This window comes from Mesomycoplasma hyopneumoniae J (genome assembly GCF_000008205.1).
GTDB classification, from domain to species: domain Bacteria; phylum Bacillota_I; class Bacilli_A; order Mycoplasmatales; family Metamycoplasmataceae; genus Mesomycoplasma; species Mesomycoplasma hyopneumoniae.
On the sequence record NC_007295.1, the window covers coordinates 315,093 to 329,132 of the forward strand.

Annotated in this window: 11 protein-coding genes and 5 tRNA genes; 12 read left to right on the forward strand and 4 right to left on the reverse strand. The window is 27.1% G+C overall.

Going from position 1 to position 14,040, the window contains the following annotated elements; translation table 4 throughout:
* Positions 1–18: 18 nt before the first annotated feature.
* Positions 19–3,117: a P97 family multifunctional adhesin Mhp107 gene (gene mhp107 / locus MHJ_RS01425; RefSeq protein WP_044284620.1), complete on the reverse strand. Its 3,099-nt coding sequence runs from the start codon at positions 3,115–3,117 to the stop codon at positions 19–21.
* A gap of 497 nt (positions 3,118–3,614) precedes the next feature.
* Between mhp107 and MHJ_RS01430 the strand changes: the two genes are divergently transcribed.
* From MHJ_RS01430 to MHJ_RS01480, 11 genes are all read left to right on the forward strand, one after another.
* Positions 3,615–4,295: a hypothetical protein gene (locus MHJ_RS01430; protein ID WP_014579732.1), complete on the forward strand. Its 681-nt coding sequence runs from the start codon at positions 3,615–3,617 to the stop codon at positions 4,293–4,295.
* Between the two features lie 10 nt (positions 4,296–4,305).
* Positions 4,306–6,462, forward strand: coding sequence for a phenylalanine--tRNA ligase subunit beta (locus tag MHJ_RS01435; protein WP_011284045.1), 2,157 nt, complete (start codon positions 4,306–4,308; stop codon positions 6,460–6,462).
* A gap of 58 nt (positions 6,463–6,520) precedes the next feature.
* Entirely contained in the window at positions 6,521–6,718 is a 198-nt protein-coding gene (gene rpmF, locus MHJ_RS01440) for a 50S ribosomal protein L32 (protein WP_011284046.1), read from the forward strand.
* A 118-nt stretch (positions 6,719–6,836) separates the two neighbouring features.
* Positions 6,837–6,911 (forward strand) — tRNA-Asn (locus tag MHJ_RS01445).
* A 3-nt stretch (positions 6,912–6,914) separates the two neighbouring features.
* Positions 6,915–6,990, forward strand: a tRNA-Glu gene (locus MHJ_RS01450).
* Positions 6,991–6,997: 7 nt separating this feature from the next.
* Positions 6,998–7,073 (forward strand) — tRNA-Val (locus MHJ_RS01455).
* A gap of 4 nt (positions 7,074–7,077) precedes the next feature.
* Positions 7,078–7,154 (forward strand) — tRNA-Thr (locus MHJ_RS01460).
* Between the two features lie 35 nt (positions 7,155–7,189).
* Positions 7,190–7,273: transfer RNA gene (locus MHJ_RS01465), tRNA-Leu, on the forward strand.
* Between the two features lie 68 nt (positions 7,274–7,341).
* Complete coding sequence (gene truB / locus MHJ_RS01470; RefSeq protein ID WP_011284047.1) at positions 7,342–8,184, forward strand: tRNA pseudouridine(55) synthase TruB; 843 nt, start codon at positions 7,342–7,344, stop codon at positions 8,182–8,184.
* Positions 8,185–8,197: 13 nt separating this feature from the next.
* Positions 8,198–9,007, forward strand: a complete 810-nt coding sequence (locus MHJ_RS01475) for a YcsE-related riboflavin metabolism phosphatase (RefSeq protein ID WP_014579735.1) — start codon at positions 8,198–8,200, stop codon at positions 9,005–9,007.
* 1 nt (position 9,008) lies between these two features.
* The gene (locus MHJ_RS01480) at positions 9,009–9,845 is read left to right on the forward strand and encodes an FAD synthase (RefSeq protein ID WP_044284744.1); all 837 of its coding nucleotides are present in this window, start codon (positions 9,009–9,011) and stop codon (positions 9,843–9,845) included.
* Here MHJ_RS01480 and MHJ_RS01485 read toward each other — a convergent pair.
* On the reverse strand, positions 9,842–10,657 hold the full coding sequence (locus MHJ_RS01485) for a MurR/RpiR family transcriptional regulator (protein WP_044284621.1): 816 nt from the start codon (positions 10,655–10,657) through the stop codon (positions 9,842–9,844). The genes MHJ_RS01480 and MHJ_RS01485 overlap by 4 nt on opposite strands.
* 529 nt (positions 10,658–11,186) lie before the next feature.
* Here MHJ_RS01485 and MHJ_RS01490 point away from each other — a divergent pair.
* Positions 11,187–12,791: a CTP synthase gene (locus tag MHJ_RS01490; protein ID WP_011284051.1), complete on the forward strand. Its 1,605-nt coding sequence runs from the start codon at positions 11,187–11,189 to the stop codon at positions 12,789–12,791.
* Positions 12,792–12,802: 11 nt separating this feature from the next.
* Here the strand turns inward: MHJ_RS01490 and pgsA are convergent, their stop codons facing one another.
* Both pgsA and MHJ_RS01500 read right to left on the reverse strand, forming a co-directional pair.
* On the reverse strand, positions 12,803–13,390 hold the full coding sequence (gene pgsA / locus MHJ_RS01495; protein WP_044284745.1) for a CDP-diacylglycerol--glycerol-3-phosphate 3-phosphatidyltransferase: 588 nt from the start codon (positions 13,388–13,390) through the stop codon (positions 12,803–12,805).
* Positions 13,372–14,019, reverse strand: a complete 648-nt coding sequence (locus MHJ_RS01500; RefSeq protein ID WP_011284053.1) for an MHJ_0274 family protein — start codon at positions 14,017–14,019, stop codon at positions 13,372–13,374. Before MHJ_RS01500 ends, pgsA begins: the two co-directional genes overlap by 19 nt.
* Between the last annotated feature and the right edge of the window lie 21 nt (positions 14,020–14,040).

Here is a 14,040-nt window from a genome sequence, read left to right on the forward strand (position 1 = left end):
CTAAAAATTAATTTTTTATTAATTTTTAGAATTTTTTGTTATTATAATTTTTAATTTCTGCCTTGCAATAATTGGATTTATCTGGCTATTTTCATCATTTTTATTATCAGCTTTTAAATCTTTGGGATTTTTATCCTTCTTATTAAGATAAAAACTTATTAAAAAGGTTAGTTTATCCGTATTTAGTGAGTTTTCAAAACTTGGTTCAAGTAAAAATTTTGTCTCCTCTTTGGGAAATTGTTCTTTAAAATAAGAACTAATTTTATCAATATTTATGGAAGTTTCTTTAAAATATAAATCTAAATCGTTATTATTGTCATTATTTTTTGGTTCAGGTGAATGCTTATTTGTTAATTTTTCCTTAATTTTTTTAAAATTTTCTTCACTGACACTATAACTTAACAAATCAGCCGGAACACTTTCAACTACCTTATCGAATTTTTCTTGTATTTTAGAATTTTCATCAATTTTTTGAGTTGAGAAATTTATTAAAATTTTTTGAATTGGGCTTTGAAAGAAAAATTTTTTCTGACTAGAATCACCAATAATATAGTAAAAATTTAATGTTAGATATTCATTATCAACATTGGCATTATAAGTATTATCTTTTTCTAAATTTCCATTTATTGATTTTTTTATGTTATTATCAGAGTCTAAATTTTTAGATTCTGGTTGAATTTCAGAATTTTTATTTAAGTTTTCCTGTTTTTCTAAAGAATTTAATTCGGGTTTTTTTAGCTTCTGAATTTCAGAATCATAACGAGCTTTTGAAATTTCATTTTCTTTTTGAAACACAATTTGATAATCTAAATTGGTATCTAATTTTGTTCACCCTAAAAAATTATCAAGTTGACTAGCCTTATAATAAAAAGCTAAAAGAAGGTCGGCCAATGTTGTGAATTTAACACTTGATTTTAGGTTTTCCTCAATTTGTTGTCTTGTAAATTTTCTAGCTGTTTCTTTAAAAAGTTCTTGGTCTTCTAAAATACTAATTACATCAGAAATTGACTTGCTTTTTAGATTATTGAATTTATCTTTTATTGATTTTGGAAGAAAAAGGGATGAAAAAAACCCTTGATTATAAAAATCAGCGAAATGATTATTAAAACTTAAAATATTTGTAGTTTTATTATCAAAATGAACTTTTGAACTAGCTTCAAAGATATTTTCTCCAGCCAGGTTATTAAAAATTTGCGAAGCAGTCCGATTTTGATTTAAAAGTCCAAAAGCCTTTGCAATTAAGAAAAAACTATTTGCTATTTGGCTTGGTTTTTTCTGAATTAAATCAGCAAAAAAAGCTGTTACATCCGAAGGATTTATAAAAAAACTTTGTGAATGTAGTGTTTTTAGTTCAATTTTTTGCTCTTGATTTTGTGAATTTATATCAATTTTTTGTTGATTTAATCGAAAATTTGCAATTTCTGTTAAACTAGGTAAGTATGTCTTACCAGATCAAGCCCGAACTTTGGCCTCAAAATTATCAAAATTAAAATTATACCGTGATAATGAATTTAGCTGTCTTTCTAAACCTTTATAATCTTGTTGCAATAATAAATTATCAATTTCTTCTTTTTTTAAGGGATTATTCGAAATGACCGGTTGACCAAAAGTTGAAATAAATTTATTTTCATGACTTTCCTCATCATTAAAAAGTGAATTTCTCCGATAAATTAAAGCTTTCTGGCTTCCGGGAATTATTAGATTTTGACCATTTTTATTTGATATACCAAAGCCGCCAATACTTAAAAACAACTCTTTTTCATAGATAATTTTTTGTGAACCAGGTTTAAATAAGGATTCTCTAAGGAAAATTTTATAGGGAATTTCAATTATATAATTATCATTTTCATTTTTTAATTTAGCATTTTGTTGGATAATTTCAAAACTAATTCCGTTTTGATTTTGTGGAATTAGTTTTGAAGTCGGCCCAAAATCTAGAGCTAAATCCTCTTCTAATAAAGAATTAATAACCCCTTTTATGTAATTTTGGTTAGTATTGGCAGATAAAATTCCGGATTTAATTTTTGAAAATATGTCAAAAGGATTCAGTTTAGTTATTATTAATTTTCCGTCTTTTTCTTCAGTGTTAAATTTTAGTGGTTTTAGTTTAATATTTTGAAAAAAATTCTCAACATTGAAAAATAATGATTTTTTATCATTAGTTTCAAATCTAATTTCAAAGATTTTTTCGCTAAAGTTTTGACCAATATCACCTAACATTTTTGCGGCTTGATCAGTTAATTTTGCCTCAAGATACATAGTTGGGATATTATCTTGTAGATTTACAAATTGATTATTAGTTTTATTTTTTATAAATTTAAGACTAAAAATCGGATTTTCTGTTTTTCCAATTTTATTATCTTTCGATTCGCGTGCTTGTAAAATCAAGTTAGATAATTCAGGGAAAATTTCATTTATTTTGACCTCAACCTCGTTTGGATTTTCAATTTTATTAACTTCTTGCGCAAAATCAATTGCTCTGTATAACTTTTTTAATTTTTTTTTACTAGTTTGATCAGAAAAATTTGTGGTAAAATTACCTATATTTAAAATATTTTCATTAATTTGGCGAAACATTTTTTGAAGAACAAAGTTAAAATCTGCTTTTAAAAATTTATTTGATTCATAAAATGTAATTGGTTGGCTGAAAAAATCCGAATATGCATATTGATTATTTTTTTGTTTTTGCCTAACACGAAATTTAAGATTAAAATTTTGGTTTAAATCATCAAATTTTAAATCACTAAATTCAAATTCAATAGAAAAAGGATTTGAATCTTTTGAGAATTTAACCAAATCATTAGAATTTTTATCAAAAATATAAAATTGGAGATACTCTTCAAGATTTATTTCTTTTTTAAGCTGATCACCGGAAAACAATTTTTCTTTTATTTTTCAGAAATTACTATTTTTACTAATTTGCTCAGGTTTAAAACTAACAAAACTAATTTTTTGTGCAAATTCATTAACTTTTGCCCGCGGGTGAGAACCATTATATTTAATTGTTAAACTAATTCCGACAGAAGTAGTAAATAAAATTAACCCAGCAAAAGTTGAAGCTAGTACCAAAATTGCTTTTTTATTTTTGATAAATCTGCCAATCAAATTAGCCTGCATTAAAAGCTCACCTCCGCGAATTTACAATTTAATTAAAATTATACCATATTTTAATTTTTTAGTAACTAAAATCCGAAAAGGATTGTGATTTTAACCAAAAATTATTAGAAGCCACTAAATTATTCAAGATCTAAACTTATAGTTTAGAATTTTTTTCTATAGGATAATTTAGGTGATTTCATGTTATTAAATCTGATTAATTTAAACCCGAGTAAAAAAAAAAAAAAAAAAAAGTTAAAAATCAACCTTGAATTTCTATAAGCAAGTATAACTTGAAGACATTAAAAGTTATAAAAAATTGTTTATTTTTATTAGCTAAAAGGTAAAAAGTTGCTATTTTTAAACATTTTTTTAAAAAAATGTAGGAATTTTAAAGTATATTTTTTGAAAATTTTTACCTATTATAGTATAATTGATAAACATTATAATTAAGTAATTGAAATAATAAAATTTTAATTCTTAAGAAAACCAACATTTAGAATCGAGATTTAAAAAATATGCCATATTCCCTTAATTTAATTTCAAGTTTGCTAAAAAGAATGACAGATTTTCTAACTATCTTTGGTTTTAAATATATTAAATCTAACGAATTAACAACTTTTGAGTATAATTTTATCAAACTTAATATTGACTCAAAACATCCAGCTTTTGATCCTAGTCAGAGTTTAGTTTTTAGCGATAATCAATTGCTTGCAACTCATAAAACCGGAATTTCAATCGAAATTATAAGTAAATACCCTAACCAAAAATTAGCCTTTTACTCCTATGGAAAAGTTTTCCGTAATGACGAAGAAGATGCAACGCATTCGCATCAATTTAATCAACTAGATTTAGTAGCAACTGGAAATTATAGTGTTTCTCATCTTAAAAGTTTAATTAGCGACTTACTTGAATATGTTTTTGAAGAAAAACTTAAAACTCGGTTTCGCCCTTCTTACTTTCCATTTACTCAACCTTCTTTTGAGGTTGATATTTTCTATCATAATCGCTGAATTGAAATTTTAGGTTGTGGACTTTTACATCCAAAGGTGATGAAAAATGCAGGATTTAGTGCAAAAAAAATCTATGGAATTGCTGCAGGAATAGGAATTGAACGGCTAGCGATGGTCAAATACGGAATTAGCGATATTCGGGAATTTTATAAAAATGATTTACGTTTTTTAAAACAATTTAGGTAGGTAGAGAGTAATGCTTTTTTCATTAAGAAGACTAAAAAAATTAGCAAATTTAGAGGCTTTTAGTGACCAAAAAGTAATTGATAGTTTAATAAATCTTGGTTTTGAAGTTGATCAAATAACAAAATTAAATGAAATTTCCGGGATTAAATTCGGTCAAATTTTAGAAATTAGAAAAAATCCAGAAGCTGATAATCTCTGAATTTGTAAAGTTCAATTTGCTGATAAAATCAGAGAAATTCAAACAGCAGCAAAAAATGTTATAGAAAACAAACAAGTTCTTGCATTTATCCCTGGTTCAAAAAGTGGAAATACTACTTTTTTGGCAAAAAAATTACGCGGGCATATCTCCGAGGGAATGTTAATATCTGCAGTGGAGCTAGGTTTTAATAAGCATTTGTTAAATTCAGAATTAGATCAAGGTGTGCTTGTTTTTGATCCAATTTTTGATCTTGAATCTAATCCACTTAAGGTTTTAGAACTAGATGATCTAATTTTGGATATAAAACTTTTATGAAATCGACCAGATGGTAATTCATATTTGGTCTTGGCAAATGAGCTTGCTGCTTTTTTTAAGACAGATTTTAGTCTAATAAACAAGGAAATTAGTGGTAAATTTTATTCAGAGCTTAAAATTATTAATAAAACTGATAGTAAAATTTTTGCCCTTGAGATTCAAAAGTTACCTAAACTAGCATTAGTTGACATTTTTTTGCTTTTAAAATCAGAAGTAAAAATTGGCAATTTAGCTCAAAATTTCTCTAATTTTATCCTAATTTATACAGGCCAACCTTCCTATTGTCTCCAATTAGAAAAACACCAGCAAAAAGTTGAACTAATAGAGCAAAAAGTTAAAATAAAATACGAGCCTGATACAATTTCAAGTTATCATTTTCTTAATCAAGAAAAAAAACCGTTATTAATTCCCGAGTTTTCTGATCAAATAATTATGGAAAATAATAGTTTTTTCCTAATAATGCCAAAATTTAATTTGCTGAAGGTAAAGCAAATTAAACAATTTTTAAAGAAAAATAGTCTAAAATTAACCCAGTTAGGAAAAAATTATAATTATGGGACAACTTTTATCGCCCTATCTTTTCTAAATTTTTTTCTAGAAGATCAAAAAATTGACTTTTCCTGACCAATTAATTTTGATAAGAGTTTAATTTCCAAAAAAACTTTTCTTGATTTAAATTATAACGAGCTTAAAGAGATTTTAGGTCTAGAACTTAGTCAGGAAGATATTAGTAAAACTAATTTAATTCTTGAAAAAATCGGGTATAATTTTGATAATACTAGTTTTAGTCCCCCTTTTTATCGGGTTGATATTGAATTTTTTGCTGATTATGCGGCTGATTTTCTAAGATTTTATGGCCTTGAAAAACTAAAAGACTGCAAATTAGAGCAAGTAAAAGCCAAAATTCCAAACCCGGATTTTGAACCCGTGAAACTTAAAACACTTGGATATTATGAAACAAATTCATTTCTTTTGATTTCAAAAGAAGAAAATTTTAATCCACTAGAACTTAAAAGTCAGGATCTTCTAACTTTTCCATCTCAAGAACATACAAAAATTCGTTATTCCTTAGCCTGACAGCTTGCAAAAATTACCAAATACAACCAAAAAAGAAAAATAACTGAGATTAGTCTATATGAAAAAGGCTCAATTGCAGGCTGAAATCATTCTTTAGCGCTTGCTTCAACTATTTATACAAGTGAAGACTTAAAAAAGCATTTAAAAATATTGTATAATTATGATTTCGATTTTCTTCCAGCAGATTCAGAATTCCTCAATCCCGAAAAGTCACAATTTATTTATCTTGATAATGTCTTAGTTGGTTGACTAGGTCAGGTTGCGGAAAAATATAACTATGAAAATGTTAATTTTTTAGAGATTTTGCTCTCAAAAGTGGAAAAAATCCCTAAAAAAGAGGGAGGGAAAATTAAATTTAGACCTTATGATAACTCCCAACTAAAATATCGTGATATCACGCTTTCACTGCCTATGAAGGATATTCCTGATCCTTATCTAAAAGTAATTCAAAAAATTCCAGAAATTTTTTCGGTAAAATTAATAAATTATGTTATAATTAATAATCAACAAAAAATTACTTATCGAATCACAGGACCTGATCAGGTTTGTGCAGAAATTGATAAATTCTATAAATAATTTCATTTTTTTATTGATATTTTTATGAAAATGAAATTATTTATAATAAAGGAAAGAAATGGCGATAGTTCCCAAGAGAAAAACATCAAAACAACGTAAACATAAAAGACAGTCGCATTCAGCGCTGAAATTACCAAATTTAGTCAGTTGTAGTAACTGTGCAAATAAAAAGCTACCTCATCATATTTGCCAATTTTGCGGTTTTTATAAGAACCGCAAAATTATAAGTTTTAAAGCAGTAAATGACAAAAATTAATGAATTAATTAATTTTTGTCAATCTTTTTGTGTAAAACAAAAAAAAAAAAAAAAAAAGTAAGAAAAAATTTGTTAAAATAAAAATTTATAGTATAATTATTAATACTTTTATTACTATGCCGATTTAGCTCAGCGGTAGAGCAGCTGGCTGTTAACCAGTTGGTCGCAGGTTCGATCCCCGCAATCGGCGCCATTAGGCCCGTTGGTGAAGCGGTTAACACACATGGTTTTCATCCATGGATTCACGGGTTCGATTCCCGTACGGGTCACCAAAATAAAGGAAGATTAGCTCAGTTGGGAGAGCAACGCCCTTACAAGGCGAAGGTCAGGGGTTCAAGTCCCTTATCTTCCACCATTTCGCCACTTTAGCTCAGCAGGCCAGAGCAGTCGCCTTGTAAGCGAAAGGTCGTAGGTTCGATTCCTATAAGTGGCACCAAAAATAAAATTATTTCTTAAACTGCGTGTACTTTTGCGCGAGTGGTGAAATGGCAGACACGCTAGATTTAGGCTCTAGTGCCTTCGGGTGTAAGGGTTCAAGTCCCTTCTTGCGCACCACGATGATAGGTCAACCTTGTGTTGATTTTTTTTTTTTTTTTTTTTTTTTTTAAAAAAAAGAAAAAAAGATGATTACATTTTTATATAAACCAAAAAAAATTAGCTCCGCAAAATTTCTAAGGCAGTGATCAAAAACTAATTTGATTAAAAAAGCAGGCCATGCAGGCACTCTTGATCCATTAGCATCCGGACTTTTATTGGTTGCAACTGAAGATGATACAAAATTATTACAATATTTAGATCAGAAGACAAAAACTTATTTAGCAAAAATTCAGTTTGGTTTTTGATCAACAACCTATGATGCCGAAGGTCAAATTTACCCGGTGGAACAGGCGATTAAAGTTACTAAAGACAATTTAGAACAAGCATTAAATAGATTATCAGAAAGCCAAAAACAGGTTCCACCAGTTTTTTCAAGTAAAAAAGTATCTGGAAAATCGGCTTATCATTATGCTCGTCAAGGTAAACAGATTGAATTAAAACCGATTAGTATTAAAATTAGTAAAACAATTTTAATAAATTTTGATGAAAAGCTGCAAAATTGTGTTATAATGTGACAAGTTTCTCGCGGTTGCTATATTCGCTCACTTGCTGATGATTTAGGAAAAATGCTAAAAACTAGGGCATACTTATGTGATCTTGAAAGAACAAAAATTGGGAATTTTGATAAAAAATTTTTAAATCAATCTTTAAAACCTCAAGATTTATTTGATTTGCAGCAGGTAAAATTAGATCTTGAAAATTTAGAATTATTATTACAAGGTAAAAAAATTAATTATTTTGCCAAAAACAGCGAGCTAAACACCTTAATTTTCAAAGATGAAGTTGTTGGTTTTGGTAAAATAATTAATAATGTACTAATTACGAAAAAATTGTTTGGCAACCGTATAAAAAAAATAATTAATACTTAAAATTCACTACAAAATGAATAAATTTAAACTTTTTGCCACAGATATCGATGATACAATAGTGCCCCATGGTGGTCAGATAATTCCTGATCAAATCCAGTTATTATTTGCAAAATTAAAAGAAAAAAAGATAATTTCAACTTTTGTAACCGGCCGTGATTTTATCACAATTGGTAATTTGATAGCGGCAAAAAATGTTGATTTTTTTATTGGTGCTAACGGTGCCTTTATTTATGATTTTCAAAAAAAAGCAATAATTTATGAAAAAACTATTGGGATAAGTGATTTTTTAAGAATAGTCGAATTTTTTGATCAGCGCAAAACACCTTATGTAATTATGGGAATTAAATCCATTTATACCTCAAATTACTATCCAAAAATTTCCTCTAAGTTCTTACGAATTTATCTAGATAAAATTAAACCTTTATCTGAATGTGATTTTAAAGAAAAATTTCATATTTTTACAATATTTGATGACCACGAAAGGGTATCACAGATTCAAATTGATTTTGAAAATTTTATTAATGAGAAAAAACTTAATGTATCGGTGAGCTCGCGTTGGTCATGAGGTTTTTTTATTGGAGCAAAAAATGTTGATAAAATGTCAACTTTAGAAGTTTTAGCCAAAATGAATAATATCAAAACAAGTGAAATTATTGCTTTTGGTGATTCCCGTAATGATACAAGGATGCTAAAAAATGTCGGTTATGGGATCGCAATGGAAAACGCCCTGGATGAGGTTAAGGAAGTAGCTGATGATCTAGCCCCGCCGATGGAATCATTTGGGGTTTATCTTAAAACAAAACAGTTAAAAATAATTGACTAAAATGGTAAAAGTTTATACTTATCCGTTAGCTAATTTCGATTTAAAGAAGCCAGTTTTTGTCCTTGGTGGATTTGAAGCTTTCCATTTAGGGCATCTTAAACTATTAAAAATAGCCGCAGAAATCAGTGATGAAATTGTTTTTATGGTAATTAAGGACCCGTCAAAATTACCTAAAAATACAAAGGAAAATTTTTCAGATTTAAATGCTCGAATTCAGATGATGGCAAATTCAGGGGTTAAAAATATCATCCTTTTTGATTTTAATACTGAATTACAACAACTAAGAGGTGAAAAATTTGTCGAAATTTTCCTTAAATTACAAGTAGATTTTTTTGTTGTTGGTAAAAATTTTGCCTTTGGAAAAAATGCTAGTTGAAATCCAGAGCAATTACAAGAATTTTTTCCAAGGACAAAAATTATTGAACATCTAAAAGATGGACAAAAAAAAATTTCAACTAAAAATTTAAAATTATTTCTTGAATTTGGTGATTTTGAAAATTTGAACAAATTTTTGGCAACAAATTTTTTAATTAGCCTCAAAATTGATGCAAATAAGGAATTTGTTTGGGATAAGAATCTTATTTGTCCACCCGCTGGATTTTACCTCGCTTATTTGGTGGTAGTTAATAAAAATTTAAAATTTCCTGTAATTTTACAAATAAAATTTGCAAATAAAACTGGAAAAATTCATTTTTTTTCCAAAAATGAACATTTTACGGGTTATTTAGAAATTATTAAGCAAATTCGTTATATTTATTCAAACCATACTAATAATCTCAGAAATGATGATATAGAAATTGCTAAAGATTTTTTTCTAAAAAATTATAAAAAAAATTAATGATTTTTAATTTTTTTATACCAAAGACGTCTAAATTCATTAAAAAATTCTGAACGAGAACTATTTAATTTTTTTCGAATTTTTAACGAAATTAGATCACCAATAAAAAGTTGTGATACTTTAGAACCAACTGGAAAAATACTATTATTTTGTTCTAAAGTATCAAAATAAACTACTTCTGAGAATGAATTCTTTTCCAAATTTGTATTTGAAGTTATAAAAATGGTGTTTATTTGGTGTTGTTTTGCCAATTTAGTAAGCGCAACTGCATCGCGAGAAGCCATTGAAACCGAAAAAATAACGAGGCAAGTACTACCAGGATTGCCAATCCATGAGGCAATATCGGAAATATTTTTTGCGCATAGGCTATTAAGGTGTAAATTTCTAAGATTATTTGAAAATTCTGTAGCAACAGTTATTGAAGAGGCTGTGCCATAAGTAATAATTTTATCCATTTTAAGAACAGTATCAACAATTCGATTAATTTGCGAAACATTAAGAATTGCTAGTGTTTTCTCGATACTGTGTACATAAAGCAGGTTAATATTTTCAATTTGGTCGTTTTCGTTATATAAATTATTATCCTCATCAAGCTTAAGTCATTCAATTACGAATTTTTTTAATTCTTTGAAATTGTTAAATCCAAGCTTTTTTGTTAATTGTGTAATTGTTCCGACACTTATAAATAAGGTTGATGCAAGTTCATTGATAGTTTGCTCAACAAATTTTCGTGGTTTTGTTTCAATAAATCGGATAATTAATTTTTCAATGTGAGTTAATTTAAAATTTTTTGAAATGGTTAGAACACTCATAATTTAACAATTTTACACTATTTTTAAAAATTTTTAAAAAAAAATCTTAAAAATTTTTAAAATATTAAAAAATTAAAATATACTTAACTTTTATAGGAATTAACAAGAAATCCTTTGCGCCATTATTATAACTTAATTTCAAGAAAATTTAGTTAATTTATTAAAAGGTTTCCAATTTATTATTTCTGAGACTTTTAGTGAAAATAAATTTTTCTATTAATCAAAAAAACTATGTTTTTATAGTATTTTTTTGACTATTAATCAAAAAAAAAAAAAAAAAAAAAAAAAAAACCCTCAATAGTCCTAATAAATAAGGCTAAAAATCAATAAATTTTTTGTGATTTTATGATATAATTATATTAAATTAGAAATCAAAAATTGGTAGAACTTTTTGATATTTTTTATAAGTTATATTTATTTTTAAGGTTCGAAATTAGTTTATAATATTTTCTTTTGAAATTAATTAAACTTAATTTTTTATGCAAAAAACGCTTAAATTTATAGTATAATTTTTAATTTAAAGGAAATTATGGCTAAATTTATTTTCGTTACCGGTGGTGTTTTATCTGGAATTGGTAAGGGCGTATCAGTTGCCTCAGTTGCTAATTTATTAAAAAGTTGTGGTTATTCTGTTTATATTCTCAAATTAGATCCGTATCTAAACGTTGATCCTGGTGTTTTATCCCCTTATGAGCATGGTGAAGTTTTTGTTACTGCCGATGGAGGTGAAACGGATTTAGACTTAGGCCATTATGAAAGATTTGTTGCCCAAAATTTTTCAAAGGATTCAAATCATACAAGTGGCAAAATTTTACTTTCAATTATTGAAAAAGAACGTAGAGGCTTTTATCAAGGAAAAACAGTTCAGATAATTCCACATGTAATCGATGAAATAATTTTAAGAATTAAAAATGTAGCAAAAAAATATAAAACTGATTTTGTTCTAGTCGAAATAGGCGGAACTGTTGGCGATATGGAATCAAATCCGTTTTATTTTGCAGCATCCCAAATGGCATCCGAATCGAATTTTAAGGATGTTTTTTTTATTCATACAACTTACATTCCATTTTTAAATGCATCCGGGGAGTTTAAAACAAAGCCGGCACAATTTTCAATTGCTAAGTTAAATTCGCGCGGAATTCGTGCGAATGCAATTTTTCTTCGCTTAGAAAATGATAAAATTGACGAAAAAATTGCTAAAAAGGTAGCAAAAAGCGCCTTTTTATCATTAGAAAATATTATAATTATTCCTAATTTACAAAATATTTATCAACTACCATTATTACTTGAAAAAACAGCTTTATTAAAATCAATTTTTTTACATTTTCAGTTGGAATTTCGCCAACCAAAATTAGAAAAATGAAAAGAATTTACTAATTTATTACTAAAAAAATGGGAAAAAACAGTGAAAATAGGTGCGCTCGGCAAATATACCGAATTTCTTGATGCTTATAAGTCAATTTTAGAGGCTTTTAAAATTTGTGCTGCGCACCAAAAAGTTAATCTTGAATTAGAGTTTGTTGATACGGCAGATAAAAATTTTTCTCTGGCCAGACTAAAAAATTTTCAGGGAATTATTATCCTTCCTGGTTTTGGCTTTCGCGGCTTTGAAAATAAAGTAGAAGCAGCAATTTTTACCTACCAAAATAATATACCAACAATTGGAATTTGTCTTGGAATGCAGGTGATGACAGTAGCGATGGCCAGGCTTAACGGAATAAAAAACGCCCATTCAGCCGAATTTTTAGCAGAAAAACCTGATCAGATAAGCGTTCTTGATTATAATCACCAAGAAGGTTCAAAATTACAGATTGGCGGGACATTAAGACTGGGTGAATATCAAGTAATTTTTGCAAAAAATTCAAAAATTGCAAAAATTTATGGTAAAAATTCGTCTTTTGAACGTCATAGACACCGATTTGAGGTGGTTAAAAAATATTCGGCTAAAATTGAAAATACTGATTTTATCTTTAGTGGTAAAGATGCAAAAACCGACTTGATTGAAGTATGTGAGTCAAAATCACATATTTTTTATATTGGAGTTCAATATCATCCTGAATTTATCACGCGTCCACTCGATCCACACCCACTTTTTAATAGTTTTATAGCAGCTATTATTGAGAATGTTTACTAATTTTTTATTTTTTATTTAATTTTAGCTATCCGAAATAGAATTTTTAAATAAATAAACCCCGAAATTAATGAAACTAAACAAGCCAGAATTACTGGTGAGTTAAAAAAATAATAATAGTTTTGAAAAATTTCTCTACTGGTAGAATAACCAGTAAAAATTGTTAATATGGCACCAATTTGTAGGATAGTTTTAAGTTTTCCTCAAAAATTTGCAGCAACATTAACGTTTTTTTTGGCTAAAAAGATACGAAAACCATCAATAATTATATCCCTAAGAACAAAAATCAATACTAAAAATCAAGGTACTAAGGTTAAATAAGCAAGAAAAAAGAAGGTTGTTGTTGTTAAAATTTTATCAGTAATCGGATCAAAGATTTTACCAAATTCAGTAACAACGTTTCATCTTCTTGAAAGAAAACCATCAAATAAATCAGAAAAACTACCTATGATAAACAAAAAAAAAGAACCTAAAAAGAGAGAAAAATTGTCGGTTTTGCTAAAAAAATAAAGGAAAAAACCGATTATTGTTGCTGCAATTATCCGAAAAAGAGTTAGGAAATTAACAAAATAAGCACGGATTTTTAGCTTTTTCTTCTTCATTTTTTTCAAAAAGATCGTTTTATATTATTTGGTGAAATTCGGTACGTTTCAAAATATTCATCAGAAAGTTCTAAAATTTGTTCACTTTTAATTTTACCTTTTTTTAGATCGTTAATTAACGACTGATAATATTTTTGAAATTTAATTTTTTCTTCATTAAAAAAGCTGAGAATTGTTTGATCAAATTCCTTTAAAAATGAAAAAAAATCAAAAAAATACTTAATTTCATCAGAATTTCTTTTTTTTCATAAATTTGACTTTTTTTTAATTAATAAATTTAAATTATCAAAAAAAATTTTTTCTGTTTCATAGCCAGATTTTAAAATCTGATCAACAATTGGATCTTTTTCAATTCTTAGTAAATGGATTTTAGCTAAATTATTTAAATCTGACATTTTTAATTTACTACCAACTACGAAGTTTTCTACTAATTCCTCGTTTTTTTCAATAATTATAATAATTCTGGCTAAAAAAATTGCCAAGGATTTATTTGCCAATTTTTTCATTTCCTCTTTTTCAGTTTTTAATTTTCTTAATTTTATACGATTTGTGATAAAACTATAAGCAAAAAAACCGATAATTAAAGTTACAAGTAAAACAACTACAACAATTAAATTAGTATCAACCATAACATTTTCTTATATTTTTTT